The sequence below is a fragment of the Arcanobacterium hippocoleae genome (assembly GCF_040360365.1).
GTDB classification, from domain to species: domain Bacteria; phylum Actinomycetota; class Actinomycetes; order Actinomycetales; family Actinomycetaceae; genus Arcanobacterium_A; species Arcanobacterium_A hippocoleae_A.
Map to the genome: position 1 here is coordinate 1,987,099 of NZ_CP136412.1, position 20,940 is coordinate 2,008,038.

Here is a 20,940-nt window from a genome sequence, read left to right on the forward strand (position 1 = left end):
GATCCTCGCAATGGTCTTTTAAATAGTTGTGGTGCATGAAAAAGGATAGATTTTCCGTGGCGAGTAATTGTTATCTCGTGGTCTTTCAGATTTTCTTCGAAAGATTCCCACGAAAAAGCATTAGTGATGGCATGGTCAATAATTGCTGCCAGCCGCATTTTTTATTATTAGGTTTTGCTTCAGAAAGTATGCCGCCAAGTGTTTTCGATGGTGCAGATTCCCAATCTTTTTCATCCCATTCATATGTGCGTGAGTATCCTTCACGGCTAGTAATCTCGTTAGAGATACGTCGGTAATCTTTTGGTGCGCTTCGCTTCATCTCATAATATTTATGAGTGCGGGTATTTCGCGGATGAAAAATAATATGATTATGTATATGCCCACGATCAGTGTGTGTAGAGATTGTGTAGTTGTACTCATCTTCTCCACCTAAAATTTCGTGTAAAAATTCCACACCAAGACGGTGAGCTTCTTCTGCTTCAATTTCACCAGGGAGAAAAGATTGAATGACGTGGTAGGCTAAAATTTTTCCGCGTCGTGCACCTTCAGCTAAAGCGTCTGCCTCTGTTGCCCGCATTCCTATATAAATTGACTCAGGAATTGTTGGCAGTCCGCAATTAGATGAGCATAATAGTCCGTCCCTTGTCTTGTCGGGATTGGATATATACTCAATCGCTGTCTTGAGTGTTTTGTAAATCTTCTTGATTTTTACTACTGCCATGAGAACTCTTAAAGGTGGAAACGAGAGCGTAAAGTTCTTCGAGCAGCAAAAAATTTCATTCAATTGCGCAAGACTAGCAAACCCATCAGTGTTTGCTTTGCGTGCAATTTGATTCACGTTATTCCCAATCGGAGCTAGTGCGCGAGTGATTTCATCGGCAACAGATCTGGAATATGCGACAGTAACGATGCCGTTCGTTAGAACTTCACGGGCGAATTTTGAAAAATTCTTTTGCCCATATGAGCGCATTCGGCGCTCGACCACGCCCCAATCAGCGTCAGACATCCACAAGCTTTTATGTACTTGCCCGGCTCGACGCTTCGAGTTCTCCCCACTAGATTCTTCGCCACACATGGCTTCTCCTTAATGGGTTTGGGTACTCCCAAGCATACCAGAGCATCGCGATGGGTGCAGCTTTGTGCTACAAAGGCGTATCTTGCTAATAACTTTATACAGGGCTAAAGTCCTATATAAAGTTATTAGTTGTTTTTCTTTAAATTTCGATGATTTAAAGAAAAATAAATGCGAAATTAGCTTCGCATTTATGCGCAAGCGAAAATCAATTTGTGCATATTAGTTTTGAAAAACGTGTCTGCTTTTATAATTCGCGCTGCATTTTTTATCTCGTAATTTACGGTTAAATGTATTTAACTTTGCGTGTAAAAAATTTGCTTTTATTTTCCGCTGTCGCAAATTAGAAATGAATTTTTGTTTTTGAAAATTGTTTTGTATCAGGTACTGCATATTTTGAATATAAAAAATGCAAATACGCTATACTCCTTGTTAGGGGTTATGAGGAAGTATCTGTTACTACTTGGAAGTAGGAATAATAGATGCAAAAAATATTGTTAAAGGAAAAGTTGGCGAATTTTTAGCAGAGCAAGAAACTCGTCTTAAGGCACAAAAAGTTTTGTTGAGGCGTTTTGCTCTTGCATTAGAAAAATATGAATCAAGTATTACAGAACTTGAAACACTCGCTAATGAAATCAAAATGCTTGGCATTACACGTACTGAGATAGAATCATTATTCACAATTGATTCCTTAATTATGCAAAAACTTTTTAAACGCAAAGTAAGAAAACCAAAACAAGAAGAACAAGAAGAATCTGATATGGAATATTCTCATCAAGAAAATAATTCATATGAGAACTAAAAAATATGCGAGGAAAAATGGCTACTGTTTACGCGCAACGTAAAGTCTACTATTTGCCAAGATCTCTTGAGGCTCTTAGTGGTCCTGGTATTTGTGGAGTGGTACATACAGATCCGTTTTATTATTGGGCACCTGGAGAAAAAAGTTTGGTTCTTGACTCCTATGGCACTATTCGCAGTTTATATATGGCAGTGTTGAATGAAGGTGATACCGCTCAAATTGAGCAAGTAGTGAATAAAGAACTCCTATTTCTTATATGGCCAGCCTTAACGCTTCCGCAAAAACTTGTGCAAATGTGGGAAACTAAATTCCCGGTCCTAGCTGAAATAAAAATATAAGTTAATAATGAATGATGTATAAAAATTTAAATATTCAAAGAAAAGTATCGAAAATCTTGCTTAAAGCTCTTTCTGAGCATGGGTTTGCACTTGCTGGTTCAGGAGCGATTAGAGAACATAACCTAATTACTCGTGCCACTGAAGACATAGATTTGTTTACTATTAAGCAGTATGAAAATACGTTTCAACAAGCAGTGGAAATCGCTTTAAAAGCAATTCATTCTAACAGTTTTGCAGCGCAAGCAAAATTAAATGGAAGTTTTGCAAGAATCGTCATTGAAATAGACAATACTACGACTTTGACAGTGGATATGGGTGTTGATTTCCGATCTCAAAAACCAGCTGTACTGGAAATTGGACAAGTCCTTTCACTTGAAGATGCGGTTGGGTCAAAAGTTGCAGCATTATATTCTCGTGGAGAGGATAGAGACTTCCTAGACGTAGATGCAATACGGCAAAGTGAAAAATTTGATGATAAAGAATTAATCCATCTGGCAAAGAATATCGATGCGGGGTTTGATTTGAAATATTTTGCAGCACGCTTAAAAGATGCCGAAAAAATCAATATAGAAAGCGTCTCAAAGTACAGTATTACAAAACCGCAATTAGACCAGATAAAACACCGCTACACTGTTTGGTGTAATCAAATACTCGAAGCTATGCGGCAGACACCATTCATTCAAAAAATATTAGCGAAATTATCGCTCAGAAAGTTCGAAGAATAAAAAGTGAATATGATGCTAAACATCATTCAACATCGCCTAACTGTTCTGAGCAAGTAAGAAAAGATAAGAACACTCGATAATTGGCTTATATGAAGGTTTAATTTGCTAAAATTTTTCTAACATGCTGACGGTCGTGAAGCGTGTTGAAAGCAGTGAAATTTTCAACACGCTAGGATTCTGAAATGGTCACCATATATACCAAAACAACTGCCCACAATGCATTGTAATCAAACGCCAATTTGCTAAAGCCGGCATTGAGTATAAGAAAATAAATCTAGAACAAAATCCCTAACACGTCATCCTTCTTAAAGCGATGGGATATAAGACTGTACCAGTAGTCTTTGCGGGGATAAACCACTGGGCAGGATTCAGACCAGAGCTAATTAAAGCTGCTATCAAATCCCAACAATCCAAGTGCAAGCAAAAAGATAATTATTGACTGTGGGTAACATCTGCAGAAAAACAGGTGATCAGCAAAGTTCTTCAAAGATGCAGTTAAGGGGTGTACAAATCACACAAGACGGAGTTTGACCGGAGCAAGAGTCTCAGGAACTGGTAATTTAGGTAAGCCATTACTTTTCAGACCATGCATTTCAGTGTTCATAGTCAATGAATGAACCTCATCTAGTGGGCATGCAAGGTCTTTTGCAATTGCAGAACAAGTTCTGCCCGGTATCGAAGAATCCAATACCACACGAAAAATTCGTGATTGTTCGAACTGCATTGAGCTTCCTGGTTCTCCTGCACGAAAGCCCTTTTGCGAAAGTGTCTTACACAATAAACGATAATTCCAATCGGACAATCTTCCTGATTCATGCAAAGCATACGTAACGGCCATCGCTGACATTCCAAAGGCATGTCTGTAGTTGAAAATATCGGTAAGTTTTGGATTAAGTACTGTGTGCTCTAACTGCGCAATTTTCGGAAATAGGAACTCGGACGCGAAGGCATCAGCCTGTTTTTCTCGTTCCGACCCTGAGTCTATATTGGAACTCTCGTGAAGAACGAGATGTCCGAGTTCGTGCGCAAGGTTAAATCTGGTGCGTTCTGGTGTTTTTAAGCGGGATACAAAGACATACGGAGTATGATGAAACCAAAATGATATAGCGTCAATTGTTTGTATATCTATTGGAAGACCTAAAACGCGAATCCCATGCGATTCGCACAGTTGAACAAGGTTAGGTAGCGGCTTAGTTCCTAAATTCCAAGCTCCTCGAAGTGTGGTTGCTGCAATCTTTGGATCCATGCCGGCTAAATCTGGCAAAGATGGTTGAGGAATACTGAATCTATCCCCAATCCATCCGAAAAGTTCTATGCCAAGCTTTGTAATCGAAATAGCCGCTTTTTTTCTTTGGCACGAGTACTTCGTTTCGACCTAAATTCAACGTTCTCGACACTGACATCAGGAGTAGAACGTTGAATGAAAAAATCTTCTGGGAAATTAAGAATCCAAACAAGATCATTCAATCGGGAGCTAGGAGCCCCTACCGACTCATAATTGGTGACAGTACGTATATCAACCCCCAATTCGCGAGCAAGTTCACCTTTCGTAAGGTATCTTCTTTCTCGCGCGGTTTGAATCCTACTTGGAGAAAGGACCTCACGCATTGAACGGGATAACCTCGAAATCAACATCGCCACCACCAATATCCAGGGGTTTTGCTTTGACATCATTAGGAATATATGGGTCGAGAATGATACGTTGCTTCCAGCCACTGAATTCACCGTCGCTAATCCCTACTGGAAGAGACACTTCAGCACGAATTTCACTTTCGTCTCGGTGGTACAATAGTACCCAAACTTTATCATGAGCCGGATTTTCGCTATCGTTACCAAGAACGCGAATTAGTTCGTCAATACCGTCTATAGCAGGCTGTTCATTAGGCTGACTATGAAGTGCGTGAGCAACTTTTCCTTGCTTTCGCTTTACTTGCGGAAAGCCATCAGTCCTTCCAGTATCAGCAGTTCCTGCTGCAAAAGATAGGATAATACCACGCTCCTTATTACGCATAAGCGGCTTAAGCGTAGGATCCTCGCTTTCCCAAGACTCGGTGTCCATGTTCGCAAGACCGGTGCGAGTAACACCGACGGTTGTTATCCATCTTTCGAGACCAGCAGCGGTTTTAGGGTAGAAACTAGTTATTTCTTGGGAACGTGATTCGGCAACCTGGATCGCTTCAACCAGCACTTGCAAATCAATGCCAAGATTATCTAGTGCTTTAGCTGCTTCTTCGTGATTCTGATAAATTTTGACATCTTCATTATTGTGCAATTCTTGCTGAGCCGACAACATAATTAAGTTCCAATCTCGAAGTTATATCTCCTCATATTTTTGCTCAAAATAGGAAATTTTGCAATTCTTCTTTAGAACTATTTTGAACTTAACTATTTAATCATTCTCTCATCCAGACTAGGTTATTTGTCTGGATGAGAGAATAAGGAAGTTGTAATATTTTCTGTTTTCTCTATTTTCCATTCTTGTTCGGCCATGTGAAAGTAGCGGTCTGAACACCGTCTGTGTCGGTGAGAATATGACCCACATTGACTTTTACTTTCTTCCCGTTAGCTTTCGTAACCTTGACCGTAGAGCCTTTCGTCAACCCTTTACCTTTAACTAAGTAATCTTCATCCTCTCTGATGAAAATAATCCGCCCGTTATCAAGCAGTTCGCTCATGTCTGATTCTATATTCTCAAACGCAGCTGTCTGTAAACCATTTTCATCGGTGCTTTGGATAGCTTTGACGATAACTGTACACTCCTTCCCGTCTCGTGAGGTGACTTTGACTTCCTCACCCTCAATCATTGCATAACCCTTAATCAGCCATTGACCATTATCGGTCTGGGTAAAGATAATTTGCCCATCTTCTAAAGCTTTTCCAACTTCGTCTGGCCATGTGAAAGCTGCGGTGACTAACCCTTTGTCATTTTCTAGAATTTCACTGACGGTAACCTTCTTCACCTCTCCTTCCTTTGTAGTCACGTCAACTTCGCTACCTTCTTCGAGATTCATTCCTCGGATTGCGAAAGTATCTTCATCGTAAGAAACGAAACTTACAAGTCCTTCTTCGTAGGATGCTGCCAGATTGTTTTCCATGTTGTTTTCTCCTCTATTTGTAGTTTTTTCTAAAACAATTACACGTAAAATCGCTGATTAAGTCATTTCTGCCCCGCTAATTTATCGAAGTGTTTTTCTAGCCGGTCAATAGCATGTGCTGCCTCACTCAAGCGGATAAGAAGATCAAGTTTTGCTTGAAAATCTTGTGAATCAATCACGTTTTTCACTATTTCGCTTTCGCGTTTTTGAATCGTTAAATAGTCTCTATATCGGATGAAGTTAAAAGCGTTTATAATGTCGTGGCTAACTAATTTTTGATATATTTCTTTTCTGGATGAATCAGCATTTTTATAATGGTATAGATGTGCTTTTCGAGAAATTTTTCTCATGATTTAACTCCTTTTTCTTTTCCTTAAATTTTCTAGATTAGCGGTAGCCGTGGTACATGCCCGGCTGGTAGTGATTCAAACCGTGTGCCGTTATTGTGGGCGTTTTCTATTTCCTCGACAGTGCTTTCTAAGATTCCTGCTGCCCATGCAGAAAGAGATTGCGCCTTTGCCCCTGGCTTATATTGGGCTAAATAAGCGGAGCGAATCCTGCCCATCAAATCTTTTGAAAGCCGAATCGTAAACTTAGTCTGCTGCTCGCTGGCGTAGTCAGTAGTGCTGGCTTTGCTGGCGTGGCTGGCTGTGCTGTCAATGATTGGATCTTTAACGGTGGCTTTGCTTAATAAATTAGTATTTGGAATTTTCATTACTTTTTCCTTACCTGCTTCGAATTGTTTGATATATCTGTGTAAAAGCGTTTTGTGTAATTTCATCGATAAACGGGATTGGCTGGTGGCTGGTTGCTGCGCGTGCGATCGCTTCACGTTCTGGAATAGGTGGTTTTATAATGTATTTCCCGTAATATTTTTCAAGATTTTCCAGCCAATGCTTGCGGTCTTTCCGTCCATCACGATAAGCATTGACCGCTATTCCGCTTAGCCGTAGCTGCGGATTGTAATGCGCTCTTACTTGCGCGATAGTCTCAACAATTTCAGCTACACCGTCAAAGCTGGTTTCACGCGGTGTTGTCACCACAAGTGCCTTATCGCAAGCCACAAGAGCATTAGTAGTCAACATGCCAAGAGATGGCGGGCAGTCAATGACTACATGGTCATAATCAAACCGTAGAGCGTCTACCAAGGTGCGGATGCGGCTTTCTCTGCCGAGAGAGGTATCCGTTTCGCGCGACGCAAGTAGGCGATCAGCTGGAAGAACATCAATAAACCAGTTATTTACATTCGGTTCAATAGCTTGCAAAGCTATCTCTCCAGATGCTCCTGAAGCAATGGCTGCAAGAACGTCATTTAACGTTAGACCTTGCGAATCTAACTCAATCCCTACAGTTGTAGTCGCATTCCCTTGTGGGTCTGCGTCAATTAAAAGCACTCGCTTCACACCTTCTTCAGAAAGCATTTGTGCAAGATTCGCTGCAAGCGTGGTTTTACCGACCCCGCCTTTTTGGTTGCAAATCGAAATGATCATTTTTCCTCCTAAATTACGACGCTGCCAGTAGTGCTGGCTTTGCTGGCATGGCTGGCTTGTTTATATGGCAATTGAAATGACGGTATTGCGCACCGCGTCTTTCGGTGGCTCCACATACCTTTGAGTAGTAGACACATCTGCGTGACCTAGTAGGCGTTGTACTGTGATGAGATCTCGGTCTTTTCGATAAGACTGAGTACCAAAGCGATGCCGGAGAGTATGCAAAGTCCATTTTCCAGGTAAAGCATTTGCGCCAATCTTGCTGACCCACCGGGCGAGATAGATGCCCATCTTTCCCTCCTGTGAAAATCCAGCCGGTAATCGGATCTGCTTGTACAAGCAAAGCCCTGTGCATTTCAGGAACTAGCGGTAGTAGTCTTATTCGCCCGCCTTTCCCGTTAATCCTTAATGAGTAATCAAATAAGTCAGGCACAATATCATCAATATGCAGCCGAGAAATCTCATCTGCCCGTAAACCAAGATTCCCAGCCAGCCGTAAAATTAACTTTGTGCGGGAACTCTCCGCTTTTTCCAATGCTTGAATGTAAATATCTTCCGGAGTTGGTCTAGGGGTGGAACTAACCGGCGTACTGAAGGAAGCCGTTTAGCAGGATCTTCACACTTGTATTTTTCTGCATACCATGCAAAGAAAGCACGCAAAGTAATGTAAGCACAGTGCCTGGTTTCTGCCGCCCACGTCTTTTGCCCGCAATAATCAAAAATCATTTCTTCAGTAACTTTGGCAGGTGGCAAATTAAACGCTCTGGCGAAATACCGCATTCTCCTTATTCGCGTATCTATAGTGCGTTCTGCTTTATTAGCAGCATTCAGATAGATTGCCCATAATTTTAATTCTTCTTCCCAGCCCTCTGGGACACTCATCATTGTAATCTCATGATGTAATCATGCGGTGCAAACCGGAAAGAAAAAATATTTGCTGGCTTTGCTGGCGTGGCTGGTGCTGCCGTAGATGCTGGCATTATTTGGATGTGTAACATCTGCCCACGCCCAAACGTGCTAAATAAGCAAGTTTTATAATTAGAATAAGTGTCGTATGAAAAATAAAACCGGAGGTCGCAGGTTCAAATCCTGTCTCCGCAACTGATATAAGATCCCTGGACTCGTAAGAGTTCGGGGATTTTGCTTTTTCAAAAGTATCGATTAAAACATAAAACCTCAATAATGCCGACTTTTCCCCGCTGCAGTAACGAAACCTAAATAACCACGACTTTAGCCCGGCATCGCAACGAAAAGTCCAATCTTAAGCAACGATTCTTGGCACTTAGCCCGTACTTAGCCCCGTATTCCCGATTTTTGGCACTTAGCCCACTTGGCCCGCACTTAGCCCACTTGGCCCGAAAACTTATTTTTAAGCAACGTTTTTCTGCTTAGCCTTTTTGACGCTTCGCCCGCAAGTCCGTTATTAATCCTAATTTTCGCAATCAATTTTACTGATGTGCCTTTTGCTTGGGCAGGCACGGTAATTGGATTTGCAAGGTAAGTCGTAAGCCATGCTGCATGGTCTGCTTTAGCTAACGTGAGCGGTGGCGTAATGGGTGTGGGGTTACGTAGCTGGTGGCAAAGTTTTCGGGAGCATACGTAACTGGTGGCAAAATGCCCTGTATGGTGACGTAACTGGTGGCAAAACGGGTGGTCTTAAGGTAACGACGGGAGTGCCGTCGTTACTGTAATCCTGTGACCAGCATAAATACAAACTCTTCCGACGGCGATAATCCCAGCCCAAGTTCTTGCCACTAGTTACGTGATGAAAATGAGTTCCCGCCGCTAGTTATGTAAAGAATCTGAGTTTTGTCACTGGCTATGTGATGAAACTGAGTTCTTGCTGTTGGTTGCGTGGAGGGAAGAGTTGGGTCTTGCTGTTGGTTGCGGGTTTGCTGGTTTCTGTTTTTCTTTATGCTGTGTGGTGTTTGTCATGTTTTGTGTGGTGTGGGGTGTGGTGGGTGTTGGTGTTTGTGCTGGTGGTGGTTGTATTTTCAATTATTTTTGGTTGGTTTTGTGTCGTGTTTTTTGGGTGGAAAACGTGCGGGGGGGTAGTAGATTGATGTTTGCGTGCCTTGGATACCCGCTTGTCTTTTGTGGTGAGGGGTTTGGGCGTGAGTAAGCATTAATACTTAGGAGTTGTTTTTCATGTTTGGTAAGAGTGGTGGGGATGCGTATCGAGCGCGTCATAAGGTTGTAGTTGGTCCGAAGTATTCAAAGTTTGGGATCAAGTCTGCAATGGTTAGCAGCTTGTTTGCTTTGGGGATACCGGCAGGTTCGGCTAACGCGGTTGATGATTCTAATTCAGTGCTGACAGAAGAATCAATCAACATCGTTGCAAACTCGCTCGAAAACACACCAAACACCACCACTACTGCTACTGCTGATACTAGTGTTACACCGAAAAAACGCGCGAAAAGACAAACAGATTCCAGTACTACAGTGGGTGAAGAGCTTCCGCCATCACGAAATGATTTAAGTAAAACGAAGTTTGTAGATATTAGCGGATACACTTTGGTGTGGGACGAAAATATTACTCTTAACGGTCAAAAGGTTGGACCGCTGCCTGGTGGTAGGAAAGATCCTGGGTTTAAGAAGATTAGCGATACTGAGTACGTGTATTACTACGATTTCAATACTCCTTTCAATCTTGATATGGGTGAGGTGATGAAACGAATCAAAGCAGTACCGAAAGATAGTAGTGATAAACCTACTTATTATGGACGCGACATTTTCAATCCTAAAGTGAAGAAAGTGTCTGTATCTTATCCTCAAGGTGGTAGACAGTGGAGTGTGCAGGAGTTTAAAAATTCTGGCGGTCAAGCTGTTGATGTGGTGTATCATGAAGCACAAGGAAGCACCAACAGAAGATACAATAATGTAGCTGGAACACCTAGTGGAACATTTAATTCAATTATTAAAAAAATATAGGTAACGAAACAATTAATGTAGTTCGTAACGCAAGTTATGGCGGTCAGATTGTCATTAGACCGCATACTATGGTCGATCAGCTGAAAGGTACTGCGAAAAACTGGAAGTTTACATTGCAGGGTGCGGATGTGCGTCCTCCGGTAGTGGATTTGGATCAGACGAGAACTGCTCTTGGTCTGGATGATTTGCATGTGGCGACGGTTGATTCGCTTGATACGCAGTTTGCGAAGAATAAGATTGATGTTACGGATAATGTGACACCGAAAAACAAGCTGCAAGATAATGCTGAGTTTAAGTTTATTGATCCGCAAAACCCGGGCAAGGAGCTTTCACTAGAAGATGTGAAAGAACAGGCGAAGAAGTCTGGTTCTCCGAAGCATTATGGTGTGCGGGTGAAAGTTAGTGATGATGCTGGTTATCAGGCTGGTGGAGTTAATGGTGTTAAGATTCCTGGGACGGTGATTGTTGCCCCAGCAACCATTGCAACGCCAGATGAGACTGAGAAAGTAGTTGTACTGAATTCGGGCGATTTGAGTAAATCAGATAAGGCGCGAATTATTGACGCAGTCAAGAAAGCTAATCCGCAAAACGTACTGCTTAACTTTCCAGACACGGATATACAGGTTACCGGGGATACTGTAGGTAATGCGATGGTTAACATTACTTACCCGCATGGAAGTGAATCTGTGCAAGTTAGTGTTGATAAGGTTGCTTCGGACAAAAAGACTGACAAGAGCGAGAATTTGCCGACTGATTTGGATGATTTGTCGGATGTGACTGGTTATAATGGGACTCCGGCTGAAGCTACTTTCGAGGATATTGAGAAGTCTGGTTCTGAGTCTGTTACGGTGATTGGTAATGCTAATCCGGTGGTAGATGGCAGTAATATTGTTGTTGGTCATGTTGATGAAACTGATGCTGCTGGTTTATCTGATTTAGATGATTTGAATCCGTTGGGTGTTGGTCGTCCGGCTGAAGCTGATATTGATGCTCTTGGGGGTACCGGTTCGGGTTTTGTTTCTGGTGATGTGGTTCCTGGGCCTGTTGATGGTAATACGATTCTTAATCCGTTTGATGGTGTTTCGGGTTTGCCGACTGATTTGGATGATTTGTCGGATGTGACTGGTTATAATGGGACTCCGGCTGAAGCTACTTTCGAGGATATTGAGAAGTCTGGTTCTGAGTCTGTTACGGTGATTGGTAATGCTAATCCGGTGGTAGATGGCAGTAATATTGTTGTTGGTCATGTTGATGAAACTGATGCTGCTGGTTTATCTGATTTAGATGATTTGAATCCGTTGGGTGTTGGTCGTCCGGCTGAAGCTGATATTGATGCTCTTGGGGGTACCGGTTCGGGTTTTGTTTCTGGTGATGTGGTTCCTGGGCCTGTTGATGGTAATACGATTCTTAATCCGTTTGATGGTGTTTCGGGTTTGCCGACTGATTTGGATGATTTGTCGGATGTGACTGGTTATAATGGGACTCCGGCTGAAGCTACTTTCGAGGATATTGAGAAGTCTGGTTCTGAGTCTGTTACGGTGATTGGTAATGCTAATCCGGTGGTAGATGGCAGTAATATTGTTGTTGGTCATGTTGATGAAACTGATGCTGCTGATTTATCTGATTTAGATGATTTGAATCCGTTGGGTTTGGGGCATCCGGAAGAAGAAACTAATATTAATGATCTTGCCGATGGTGGTTCGTTTGTGACTGGTGATGGCGGGACTAGTGACATTATTGTGTCTGATGTTCCGGGTGTGGCGTCTGTGTTGCCTGAGGGTGAATCTGGTTCGTCGTTTACGGGTGTGCTTGAGTATCCGGAGTTGGATGGTTTGTCTGATTTTGGTTTTCCGGTGAGTGGTGCTGATACTGCGGATCGGCCGGGTGTGGCGTCTGTGTTGCCTGAGGGTGAATCTGGTTCGTCGTTTACGGGTGTGCTTGAGTATCCGGAGTTGGATGGTTTGTCTGATTTTGGTGTTCCGGTGAGTGGTGTTGATACTGCGGATCGGCCGGGTGTGGCGTCTGTGTTGCCTGAGGGTGAATCTGGTTCGTCGTTTACGGGTGTGCTTGAGTATCCGGAGTTGGATGGTTTGTCTGATTTTGGTGTTCCGGTGAGTGGTGCTGATACTGCGGATCGGCCGGGTGTGGCTTCAGCGCTTCCGGAAACTGAATCTGGTTCGTCGTTTACGGGTGTGCTTGAGTATCCGGAGTTGGATGGTTTGTCTGATTTTGGTGTTCCGGTGAGTGGTGCTGATACTGCGGATCGGCCGGGTGTGGCTTCAGCGCTTCCGGAAACTGAATCTGGTTCGTCGTTTACGGGTGTGCTTGAGTATCCGGAGTTGGATGGTTTGTCTGATTTTGGTGTTCCGGTGAGTGGTGCTGATACTGCGGATCGGCCGGGTGTGGCTTCAACGCTTCCGGTAACTGAGACGGGTTCGGTGTTTGCGGGGATGTTGCTTGAGTATCCGGAGATTGCGGGTGTGAGAGATTTTGGTCTTTCCGCTGATAGTGCTGATAGTGCTGATGGTGCGGATAGTGCGGATACCGTGGGTCGGTTGGGTCAGCCGATTGTGCCGGTGCTTGATAATGGTGGTGTTTCTTCGGCGGGGGTTGAGAAGTTGCCGCAAACTGGTGCGGATTCGCGGGCTGGTTTGCTTGGTGCGGCTGGTCTTGGTTTGGCTGGTGTGCTCTCAGTTTTCGGCGCACGCAAACGCCGCGAAGACTAAACGCTCAAGAATGCTAATATTCCCCGAATATTAGCAAGCAGAGTTCAAATGTTTTATTAATCTGTTTTATTAATCCATTGAGTTCTGTTCTAAGAGAGCGATTACAAAATAATCTGTTACAAGATAAGGGCGATAATAACCGCCTTGAGAAGCGGCTGGGAATGCGATAAAACTCCCAGCCGCTTCGCATTATTAATAAGGTATGAATTTTATCGCCTAGTGCAAATCGGCCCTGGTGCAAATCGCACTCTGCTGTAAATCACCCCTGGTGCAAACCAAGCTGCTTCACAAACTGCGATTACGATTTTTGCTCATATTATTTTTATGCATATTAGCTTTAATCACGCCGAAAACTGGCGGCCGATTCAAAGTGTGCAGCTATCTGCGCAGTAAAACGGGAAAGCTGCGTACTATTTAGACTGCCGTCGGTAATATTCTGCGGATTCGCATAGGCAGAGAAGCGGTAGCGAATTTCCTTTAAACTTTGATGCCATCCGCGATCTGGAGAAGCAGCAATTAGTCGCCAGTCAAAACTAAATTCCGGTGCGTAAGATAAGCCGCTGACATTGGCGCGAGAAGAGCTATGCGCAGTTTCATTAATTGCGCTGCTGCCAATATTGCTGCTATTTCCGACGGTATTACCCGAATTGCTTGCACCATCTGGCTCAATATCTGGTGGCTCAATATCTGCTGACTCAATATCTACTGGTGAAATATCCACATCGATATTAGTCACTACAAGCACATCGGCATATTGCAATGCCTGCGCATAAACATGTGCCCCGCCGATTACCCAAATAATTTTATCCGGATTTTCTGCAGCTGCCTGTTTCAGAATCTGGTTCAAATCATTTCCGACGGCAGCACCGGCAGGATGATATGAACTATCGCGCGTAAGCACGTAATTAGCGCGCCCAGGGAGCGGGCGCTGTTTCGGCGGAAGCGACTCCCAAGTTTTTCTCCCCATTATTACCGGATTACCAAACGTTGCGGCTTTAAACATTGCTAAATCTTCAGGCAGACGCCACGGGATTGTGCCATCTTTACCAATTACGCGTTCATTTCCCTGCGCCCAAATCAATCCAATCATGCGCTGCTCCTGCTTCTCCGGTTCCGGTTGCGTTCTTCTCCGGTTCCGGTTGTGTTTCAATATTTGCGTTTCAATATTTTGTTTCAATATTTGCGTTTCAGTATTTCAATATTTCGTATTGCAGTGTTTTGCAGTTTGGGATTAGACCGCAACCGGAGCATTAATCGCTGGGTGGTGCCGGTATCCTTTGGAAGCGAGAATATCGTCCATTTCATATTCGAAAATTGACGGTGCTTGCTTTAACTCAAGTTCCGGGAACGGGTAAGGTTCACGTGAAAGCTGTTCGCGCACCTGCGCTAAATGATTCAAATAAATATGGCAGTCGCCGCCAGTCCAAACAAATTCACCTACGGCAAGTCCGCACTGCTGTGCAATCATCTGTGTGAGCAGTGAGTATGAGGCGATATTAAACGGTACGCCAAGGAACAAATCTGCTGAACGCTGATAAAGCTGGCAGGAGAGCTTCCCGTCGGAAACATAAAATTGGAAAAAGCATGGCAAGGCATCAGCGCCATCTTGTCCAAATCTGAAACGTTCCAGGCTGAGACAATCATCCGGCGGGAATCCGGATTAGTTTTCAGTGTCTGTATCACTTCAGCAATTTGATCAATATGCTTCCCGTCCGGAGCGGGCCAAGAACGCCACTGATATCCATAAACCGGTCCAAGATTACCGTCGGTATCAGCCCATTCATCCCAGATTGTAATCCCCTGCGCTTGCAGCCACTTCACATTCGTATCTCCGCGCAGAAACCAGAGCAATTCCCCTTTACCGCTTTCATCGCCACAAATTTTGTCGTAATACGCGGAAAACCTTCCTGAGCGAGATTGTAACGCAGCTGGCGTCCGAAAACTGAAAGGGTTCCAGTGCCTGTTCGGTCGCCTTTCCGGGTGCCGTTATCAAGCACATCTTGCAGTAAATCTTCATACTGCCGGTTGATTGGTTTTTTATGCATCTGGCAATCCTCTATCTATTTGGTTTTGGCGGTGGAAAATTGTGAACAAATCAGAAATTTCGCGATATTAGCCAATCAGCGAAAAGAATCTATCAGGAAATCGGCAGGCGAAGCAGCCAGCAGATTAAGTAAGCAGATTAAGTAAAACGTAAAAATATCTTCCGAAAGTAATTCTAGCTAACTCATTCCAATCAGCTGCCTTATTTACAGCAGTTTTGCGGTTTTCTTTTCAGCAATCCGCATCGCGTCAATTTTCTTCCAGCCGCGGCGCATACCGGAATAAACTCGAAATCGTATTATTTAGTTTTATCTGCCGAAATTAGCCGGCGAATCAATGCAAAATCTTTTTTAAACAAATCCGGAAGTTCTTCGCGAATCTTCGCTTCTGCCATTTTTCCGATAAATGGAATATTTACACTCAGTTCGCCGTAATAGGTGAGCTTTGACTGCCTGGAGGTGCCTTTTTCACCACGATCAATATGGTTTCCCGAAAATGTCTCTGCAATTAATGCGAATCCGGAAACCGCCGCGGGAATCCCTTTCAGCTGGATATTAAATTCGATTCGCGCGGTGCTCCTGCCGTCAGTGAAAGTTTGCGGATGCACGCCTGATTCGCAAACGGCTGGTATCGGCGGTGTGAATTCCGTTTCAACCACTAACTGTACTCCGTGCGGGAACAGCATTTGAATCCTGGCAGGCACATCGCTTGCGGATAAAGAAGTTGAAAAAGCGTTTTGGTAATAGCTCCGTCGGTATTTTTAATCTGTGAAAAAGAATAATTTGCAAAAGAAGCGGAATGGGTGCGAATTGCCTGCACCCGCGCTGCAGTCAACTCTGCAGAAGCAAACAGCGCGGAAAGTTCTGCCGCAGTTGCTGCAAAACTATCAGAAATCTCAATTTTCATATTTTTTATTTTAGCTGCGAATACAGTATTTTTCTTAAATGGTCAGAAACCCGGCGAAACAGCAATTACATCTGTTTGATTGCCCGCTGCAGAGAAAAATACTGATAACGACGCGGCAAGTTTGGTCTGAAGTTTAGAAAATTGCAAAAACAGCTTAAAGTGGGCATGTGCCTACTTTGAAAACAATTCTCGAACGATCCGGATATTCACAGCCATACGCAAACGAATGGCTGCATCAGCTCATTGGCGATTGGCAAGCTGTAGCAGATCTTGCATTTGCAGATTTAATCCTGCTGATTCCGGAAAAAGACGACTTTGTGGTCGGAGCCCACACTCGTCCGGCAACTGCGGCCACACTTCTCGAACGCGATATTATTGGCGAACATGCAAGTACCGCTTCTCCTGATATTTATCATGGAGTACGGGCAGCTTATCTTACCGGTGAAATCGCGCAATTCACGCGCGACCTCATTAACCATAAATTTGTTCCAGTGAATATTGGCGGATACGGTGCTTCAGAAGGGCTGGCTGCAGCGGTGCATGGCTCGGCAAATAGTCTGAATTCTCTTAACTCTGTTGAGCAAATGGCAGAGTCCGGTGAAAATGATACCGAAAATCACGCCGGAGATAATACCGAAAATTCTGAGCACAAACGCCGGGCTGCATATTGGAAAAATACTCAGCTGCTGAATGAGAAACCAATCGCGGTAATTCACGCAATGTCCGCAGTTTTCCCCGATCTTTCACCGACACAGCTGCACCAGAATTATGGTGAGGTTTCCGATACATTGTTTAAGATGGTCTCTACCGGTGAGTTTCCGATGGAAGGAACGCCATCACGCTATCGTCACGGCACTCCGCGTGTTTCTGATGGGGTAATCAGCATGGACGCCGACGGAGAAGTGCTTTATGCAAGTCCCAATTCAGTCTCGCATTTTCGCCGGCTCGGTATCGATAAACCGCTGGTTGGGCAGGTACTTGCAGAAATTGTTTCGGAATTAATCACTGATAACCAAGTCCCGGATGAACAGCTGCCGCTGGTGCTGATGGGCCGAGCAGCGTGGGTTACCGAATTTGACTCACGCGGTGTGATTATTTCAATGCGGGCACTGCCGTTGAAACTTCGCGGAGAAAAGCTTGGTGCTGTGCTTCTCTCCCGTGATGTCAGTGAGCTGCGCCGGCAAGAAGCGAAGCTGCACTCGAAAGACGCCACGATTCGCGAAATCAACCATCGTGTGAAAAATAATTTACAGACAGTCTCGGCACTGCTGCGTTTGCAAGCCCGGCGTGCGACCAATGAAGAAAGCCGTCAGGCACTTGAACAAGCACAGCGGCGTGTAGCGATGATTGCGATTGTGCATGAAGGACTTTCACAGACAATTGATGAAGTCGTTGAATTTGATGAAGTTTTTGGTTCATTACTGCGAATTGTCCGCGATATTTCCGTGACGGAAAACGCGGTAGAATTTGAGTTTACTGGGAGTTTCGGCCGGGTGCGTGCCGAGCACGCGACGGCACTTGCAGTGGTAGTAAATGAGCTAATCTCTAATGCGATTGAACATGGTGTAAGTGCCGGCGGGAATGTCTGGCTTGCTGCAGTGCGCGAAGAGGAACAGCTTATTCTGACTGTGTCTGATAATGGTGTGGGTATTGGCGACGGCGGACCGGGAAGCGGTCTCGGGACGCAAATCGTGCAAACGTTAGTTCATGCTGAATTAAACGGCACAATTGAGTGGAAAAATCGCGACGGCGGCGGAACACAAGTTACTGCGAAATTACGCTTGCAAAAATGATTTGTTTCTAATGCGGTTGTGCTTGCGGAAAATACTTGCGGAAAGTATTTGCAAAGATTAACAGGCTGTTCCTGATGCGAAGATTCTGCGGCGCCGTCGTAAAAATTTCGCATCCGCAGTGCGGCGCAGATTCTCACTATTTTCACTATGAATCTGCGAGATATTTCGCTGCCGGTTATACGGGGTATTCTTATCTGGTGCGAAAATATGAATCCGGATAACTTCGCGCGAATCATATGAGTTATCAAAAATACCCGGATATTTTTCGTTGGGTTGTTTGTACTGATTTTGCAGAATTTTCATGCAGACGAATAGTTGTTTCGGTACGCAAAATTTTAGGCGCGGCGGCGTGCAGTGCGGCGGCGAATTGCACGCCGTTCTTCTTCGCCCATTCCGCCCCAGACTCCTGCATCCTGGTTTGTATCGAGAGCCCATTGCAGGCACACTTCCATCACCGTGCAGGTGCGGCAAATCCGTTTTGCCTGCTCAGCTTGTGCCATTGCCGGACCTGAGCTGCCGATAGGGAAGAAAAGCTCAGGGTCTTGATCCAAACATGCTGCCTTGTGGCGCCAATCCATTTAATTAATCTCCTCGAAGTACCTGACCATAAATAATCATATGTCCGTAAGCTGCTGAAGCAGATGTATTCTTATGAACTTATGATTTTCAAATAATTATTTATTCAGTTTTTGACCTAACTAACTCTTGCAGGTTTTTCATCCTGAGTAAAGAGTTAGAACTGTGATTATCAGCAAGGTGGACTTTTTCAACCTTTGCAGCTATATCCCGCGGCTATGTTTTCAAATATGTTAGCGCCTGCAGCATCTTATCTTTTGCTGTTTCGAACGGTGCTGGCAGTTTCGGGAGTTAATAGTTCGGTATTAGGCGCCGCAGCGGCAAGTTTCAGCCAAATAGATACACTCACAGACATAGTAGAAAATAAAATTACTAGTCCGGCCAAATCCCACGGCAAGGTGAAAATATAGTTTCGCGGAAGTTCACCGATAAATCGCTGTGCCATTAACAAGCCGGATTTGATTCCGACTAATGCGCCGATTGCTGCGGCAAGTGCGGTAATGCCTAATGTGTGGAACATTATTGACTGGCGGATTTGCCGTTGAGAAATTCCAAGTGTAAATATGAGCCGCAGCTGTTTTTGCGAAGATCTAATCGCAGTGATACAAGACTTAGCCAGATTCAGCAAAGTAAAAAGCAAGGTAAAAATCAGCAGAACTACCGTGATTACAGTGGAGATATGGTTATGTGCAATTAGCGGTGTTGGTCTTGTGGCTAATGTAAAACTTAAATCAGCTGAATCCGTTTGGCTGTGAAGTAATTTCGTATAGCTGTGCGCAAGACGGTTCTTGCCGTTTTCGGTTAATTTTATCCAGAAAACAGCGGCAGAACCGATTTCCGCCTGAGCTAATTCAGTTTTCAGTTCGCCGAATGACCCGTTTTCAGGGTTGGATGCCGGAAATAATTTTGCCGCATCCATTGGCGAAATTAACGGCCAAGGCACATCTGCGAACGCTAGTTTGAATGCAACATCAGATATTTTCGGATTTTTTCCATTGGAGAAGTGATGCGAATCGGAATTGCTGCCGTCGTTATCAGTGCTGTGCGGATCGCTCACAGCGAGCTGAATCCGGGTATCCGTGTTTGCGCTAATCCATGCATGGCTTTCGGGTAAAAGCAGTGTGCCCGGTTGGATATCGGGGATATGAATATTCGAAATCGGTTCAATGAAATCTTTTAACTCTTGTTCGGCGATGAGAAACGGAACACTATCGACCAGCGGATTTTCATTCTGTAGAATGTTCGCCGAAAACGAGTGCAATCCAATTACGTTTTCTACACATGGTTCACTTTTCAGCATCCGGAGAATTTCCAGATCAGAGCGCGGCTCTCCGCCGCTGTCTGATTGTGCTGCTCGTTCCGCCGAAATATCGTAGGGAGCTTCCTGGCTATTTGCAATCCCATAACTGAAATCTGCGATACGCGTCGTCGTAGAAAGCGCTAAAACTGCGGCGCTGATACCAACCACAAATAGTGCTGAAAAGTTTACATCCAACGTGTTGAGGAACTGGGTCGGATGCGTGATTCGCGGCAGCTGCGAGATTTTTTGTAAACAGCTGTAAAAGCAGCGGTATTAATTTTCGTAATACGATAAAAAGCAGTATTCCGACAAGCACAACTATTGTCACTGTAGTGAGATGACGAAGATTTTCCAGTTCTGCTCCAATCGCAGCTATCCGAAGCAAATTTTCCGGAATAATCACCACATAATAGATATTGATGGAAATAATGAAAGCCACAAGTAATAGCTCAAGCGGCAGCATTTCGTTCTGTGTTTTTGCGTCGCGTGAAATAAACACTTTGCTGAGAAAATTCCGGTGAGTATTTCGGCGGACGCCGTCGCTTTGCAATACTTCCGGTATTTCAACTGCTGATTTTAACGTTGAAGAGTCTGACTTCGCTTTTCGCGTGACGGCCTGCAGGTTAATAATCATGTATCCGATTGCCAATAATGCCAGCAATATTGTTGCTGCAAAAGTGAGAAGAAATTGTGACACATGGGTTGGAATCATATCTGCGGTGAATTTACTAACCGGCAGTGTATTCAAATAGGAAATCAGCAAAACAGAAAAGGCACGGCCGAGCGCGACCCCAATGCCAGTGCTAATAAGTGTAAAAAGCAATATTTCGCCGCTGATAATCAATGCGAGTTTTCGCCATGAAAAGCCCATGCTCTCAAAAATATCGCGCATAGATTTTCTCGTATGCACAATTCTGCGGATACTGATGAGCAGCACAAAAACACACAAAAATGTCGGGATATTGAAAAGCCAATGAATTGAAGATTCGAGATAATCTGTAGAATCTTTTTGATCTTGATATTCAAGTTGATACAGGCGGGATTTTTCGACGGCTGTGCCTTCGGCCGCTGCAGCGATTTTTGCTAATAGTTCCTTCTCGCTGAGAGTGCCATTCCCTTTCACTCCCACGTAATTGTTTGCGT

The 20,940-nt window shown here is 44.2% G+C and carries 22 protein-coding genes and 1 pseudogene; 6 read left to right on the plus strand and 17 right to left on the minus strand.

Going from position 1 to position 20,940, the window contains the following annotated elements:
* Window positions 1-85: 85 nt before the first annotated feature.
* Complete coding sequence (locus tag RQN30_RS10290) at window positions 86-1,075, minus strand: relaxase/mobilization nuclease domain-containing protein (RefSeq protein ID WP_353060404.1); 990 nt, start codon at window positions 1,073-1,075, stop codon at window positions 86-88.
* A 460-nt stretch (window positions 1,076-1,535) separates the two neighbouring features.
* On the opposite strand from RQN30_RS10290, the gene RQN30_RS10295 reads away from it, so the two are divergent.
* From RQN30_RS10295 to RQN30_RS10305, 3 genes are read left to right on the plus strand one after another with little or no spacing between them, the layout of a single operon-like run.
* Complete coding sequence (locus RQN30_RS10295; RefSeq protein ID WP_353060405.1) at window positions 1,536-1,874, plus strand: hypothetical protein; 339 nt, start codon at window positions 1,536-1,538, stop codon at window positions 1,872-1,874.
* Window positions 1,875-1,879: 5 nt separating this feature from the next.
* On the plus strand, window positions 1,880-2,212 hold the full coding sequence (locus tag RQN30_RS10300) for a hypothetical protein (RefSeq protein WP_353060406.1): 333 nt from the start codon (window positions 1,880-1,882) through the stop codon (window positions 2,210-2,212).
* Between the two features lie 11 nt (window positions 2,213-2,223).
* Entirely contained in the window at window positions 2,224-2,937 is a 714-nt protein-coding gene (locus tag RQN30_RS10305) for a nucleotidyl transferase AbiEii/AbiGii toxin family protein (RefSeq protein ID WP_353060407.1), read from the plus strand.
* A 511-nt stretch (window positions 2,938-3,448) separates the two neighbouring features.
* Here the strand turns inward: RQN30_RS10305 and RQN30_RS10310 are convergent.
* The 8 genes from RQN30_RS10310 to RQN30_RS10345 all read right to left on the minus strand — a co-directional run bounded on the left by RQN30_RS10310 (window position 3,449) and on the right by RQN30_RS10345 (window position 8,407).
* Window positions 3,449-4,183 carry an ImmA/IrrE family metallo-endopeptidase gene (locus tag RQN30_RS10310; protein WP_353060408.1) on the minus strand — a complete coding sequence of 245 codons (735 nt, stop codon included), beginning with the start codon at window positions 4,181-4,183 and terminating at the stop codon, window positions 3,449-3,451.
* 354 nt (window positions 4,184-4,537) lie between these two features.
* A complete protein-coding gene (locus tag RQN30_RS10315; RefSeq protein ID WP_353060409.1) occupies window positions 4,538-5,230 on the minus strand; it encodes a hypothetical protein in 693 nt (230 codons plus the stop codon).
* Window positions 5,231-5,402: 172 nt separating this feature from the next.
* Window positions 5,403-6,032, minus strand: coding sequence for a hypothetical protein (locus RQN30_RS10320; RefSeq protein WP_353060410.1), 630 nt, complete (start codon window positions 6,030-6,032; stop codon window positions 5,403-5,405).
* 62 nt (window positions 6,033-6,094) lie between these two features.
* Window positions 6,095-6,382, minus strand: coding sequence for a hypothetical protein (locus RQN30_RS10325; protein WP_353060411.1), 288 nt, complete (start codon window positions 6,380-6,382; stop codon window positions 6,095-6,097).
* A 32-nt stretch (window positions 6,383-6,414) separates the two neighbouring features.
* Entirely contained in the window at window positions 6,415-6,747 is a 333-nt protein-coding gene (locus RQN30_RS10330) for a hypothetical protein (protein WP_309955734.1), read from the minus strand.
* 10 nt (window positions 6,748-6,757) lie between these two features.
* On the minus strand, window positions 6,758-7,522 hold the full coding sequence (locus RQN30_RS10335) for a ParA family protein (protein ID WP_353060412.1): 765 nt from the start codon (window positions 7,520-7,522) through the stop codon (window positions 6,758-6,760).
* A 60-nt stretch (window positions 7,523-7,582) separates the two neighbouring features.
* Window positions 7,583-7,813, minus strand: a complete 231-nt coding sequence (locus RQN30_RS10340; RefSeq protein WP_353060413.1) for a tyrosine-type recombinase/integrase — start codon at window positions 7,811-7,813, stop codon at window positions 7,583-7,585.
* A 210-nt stretch (window positions 7,814-8,023) separates the two neighbouring features.
* The gene (locus RQN30_RS10345; protein WP_353060414.1) at window positions 8,024-8,407 is read right to left on the minus strand and encodes a site-specific integrase; all 384 of its coding nucleotides are present in this window, start codon (window positions 8,405-8,407) and stop codon (window positions 8,024-8,026) included.
* 1,263 nt (window positions 8,408-9,670) lie between these two features.
* On the opposite strand from RQN30_RS10345, the gene RQN30_RS10350 reads away from it, so the two are divergent.
* On the plus strand, window positions 9,671-10,453 hold the full coding sequence (locus RQN30_RS10350; protein ID WP_353060415.1) for a hypothetical protein: 783 nt from the start codon (window positions 9,671-9,673) through the stop codon (window positions 10,451-10,453).
* A 68-nt stretch (window positions 10,454-10,521) separates the two neighbouring features.
* Window positions 10,522-13,179: an LPXTG cell wall anchor domain-containing protein gene (locus tag RQN30_RS10355; RefSeq protein WP_353060416.1), complete on the plus strand. Its 2,658-nt coding sequence runs from the start codon at window positions 10,522-10,524 to the stop codon at window positions 13,177-13,179.
* A gap of 337 nt (window positions 13,180-13,516) precedes the next feature.
* On the opposite strand, the gene RQN30_RS10360 is transcribed toward RQN30_RS10355, so the two are convergent.
* The 4 genes and pseudogenes from RQN30_RS10360 to RQN30_RS10375 form a co-directional block, all read right to left on the minus strand.
* Window positions 13,517-14,269 carry a dihydrofolate reductase gene (locus tag RQN30_RS10360; RefSeq protein WP_353060417.1) on the minus strand — a complete coding sequence of 251 codons (753 nt, stop codon included), beginning with the start codon at window positions 14,267-14,269 and terminating at the stop codon, window positions 13,517-13,519.
* Window positions 14,270-14,473: 204 nt separating this feature from the next.
* A pseudogene (locus RQN30_RS10365) lies at window positions 14,474-15,224 on the minus strand (thymidylate synthase); the annotation flags it as partial.
* 296 nt (window positions 15,225-15,520) lie between these two features.
* Entirely contained in the window at window positions 15,521-15,880 is a 360-nt protein-coding gene (locus RQN30_RS10370) for a DUF2505 family protein (RefSeq protein WP_353060418.1), read from the minus strand.
* A complete protein-coding gene (locus RQN30_RS10375; RefSeq protein ID WP_353060419.1) occupies window positions 15,880-16,128 on the minus strand; it encodes a hypothetical protein in 249 nt (82 codons plus the stop codon). Before RQN30_RS10375 ends, RQN30_RS10370 begins: the two co-directional genes overlap by 1 nt.
* A gap of 167 nt (window positions 16,129-16,295) precedes the next feature.
* On the opposite strand from RQN30_RS10375, the gene RQN30_RS10380 reads away from it, so the two are divergent.
* Window positions 16,296-17,921 carry a histidine kinase N-terminal domain-containing protein gene (locus RQN30_RS10380; protein WP_353060420.1) on the plus strand — a complete coding sequence of 542 codons (1,626 nt, stop codon included), beginning with the start codon at window positions 16,296-16,298 and terminating at the stop codon, window positions 17,919-17,921.
* Window positions 17,922-17,978: 57 nt separating this feature from the next.
* Here the strand turns inward: RQN30_RS10380 and RQN30_RS10385 are convergent, their stop codons facing one another.
* The 4 genes from RQN30_RS10385 to RQN30_RS10400 form a co-directional block, all read right to left on the minus strand.
* Window positions 17,979-18,224, minus strand: a complete 246-nt coding sequence (locus RQN30_RS10385) for a hypothetical protein (RefSeq protein WP_353060422.1) — start codon at window positions 18,222-18,224, stop codon at window positions 17,979-17,981.
* Window positions 18,225-18,256: 32 nt separating this feature from the next.
* Entirely contained in the window at window positions 18,257-18,499 is a 243-nt protein-coding gene (locus tag RQN30_RS10390; RefSeq protein WP_353060423.1) for a WhiB family transcriptional regulator, read from the minus strand.
* A 248-nt stretch (window positions 18,500-18,747) separates the two neighbouring features.
* Window positions 18,748-19,965 carry an FtsX-like permease family protein gene (locus tag RQN30_RS10395; RefSeq protein WP_353060424.1) on the minus strand — a complete coding sequence of 406 codons (1,218 nt, stop codon included), beginning with the start codon at window positions 19,963-19,965 and terminating at the stop codon, window positions 18,748-18,750.
* Window positions 19,886-20,920: an FtsX-like permease family protein gene (locus RQN30_RS10400; RefSeq protein ID WP_353060425.1), complete on the minus strand. Its 1,035-nt coding sequence runs from the start codon at window positions 20,918-20,920 to the stop codon at window positions 19,886-19,888. Before RQN30_RS10400 ends, RQN30_RS10395 begins: the two co-directional genes overlap by 80 nt.
* Window positions 20,921-20,940 lie beyond the last annotated feature (20 nt).

Coding starts and splice junctions, on each gene's coding strand:
- RQN30_RS10350 (WP_353060415.1), top strand. CDS start 9,671: ATGTTTGGTAAGAGTGGTGGGGATGCGTATCGAGCGCGTCATAAGGTT.
- RQN30_RS10345 (WP_353060414.1), bottom strand. CDS start 8,407: ATGATGAGTGTCCCAGAGGGCTGGGAAGAAGAATTAAAATTATGGGCA.
- RQN30_RS10340 (WP_353060413.1), bottom strand. CDS start 7,813: ATGGGCATCTATCTCGCCCGGTGGGTCAGCAAGATTGGCGCAAATGCT.
- RQN30_RS10310 (WP_353060408.1), bottom strand. CDS start 4,183: ATGGATCCAAAGATTGCAGCAACCACACTTCGAGGAGCTTGGAATTTA.
- RQN30_RS10335 (WP_353060412.1), bottom strand. CDS start 7,522: ATGATCATTTCGATTTGCAACCAAAAAGGCGGGGTCGGTAAAACCACG.
- RQN30_RS10390 (WP_353060423.1), bottom strand. CDS start 18,499: ATGGATTGGCGCCACAAGGCAGCATGTTTGGATCAAGACCCTGAGCTT.
- RQN30_RS10375 (WP_353060419.1), bottom strand. CDS start 16,128: ATGAAAATTGAGATTTCTGATAGTTTTGCAGCAACTGCGGCAGAACTT.
- RQN30_RS10305 (WP_353060407.1), top strand. CDS start 2,224: ATGATGTATAAAAATTTAAATATTCAAAGAAAAGTATCGAAAATCTTG.
- RQN30_RS10360 (WP_353060417.1), bottom strand. CDS start 14,269: ATGATTGGATTGATTTGGGCGCAGGGAAATGAACGCGTAATTGGTAAA.
- RQN30_RS10300 (WP_353060406.1), top strand. CDS start 1,880: ATGCGAGGAAAAATGGCTACTGTTTACGCGCAACGTAAAGTCTACTAT.
- RQN30_RS10325 (WP_353060411.1), bottom strand. CDS start 6,382: ATGAGAAAAATTTCTCGAAAAGCACATCTATACCATTATAAAAATGCT.
- RQN30_RS10320 (WP_353060410.1), bottom strand. CDS start 6,032: ATGGAAAACAATCTGGCAGCATCCTACGAAGAAGGACTTGTAAGTTTC.
- RQN30_RS10355 (WP_353060416.1), top strand. CDS start 10,522: ATGGTCGATCAGCTGAAAGGTACTGCGAAAAACTGGAAGTTTACATTG.
- RQN30_RS10315 (WP_353060409.1), bottom strand. CDS start 5,230: ATGTTGTCGGCTCAGCAAGAATTGCACAATAATGAAGATGTCAAAATT.
- RQN30_RS10290 (WP_353060404.1), bottom strand. CDS start 1,075: ATGTGTGGCGAAGAATCTAGTGGGGAGAACTCGAAGCGTCGAGCCGGG.
- RQN30_RS10385 (WP_353060422.1), bottom strand. CDS start 18,224: ATGAAAATTCTGCAAAATCAGTACAAACAACCCAACGAAAAATATCCG.
- RQN30_RS10330 (WP_309955734.1), bottom strand. CDS start 6,747: ATGAAAATTCCAAATACTAATTTATTAAGCAAAGCCACCGTTAAAGAT.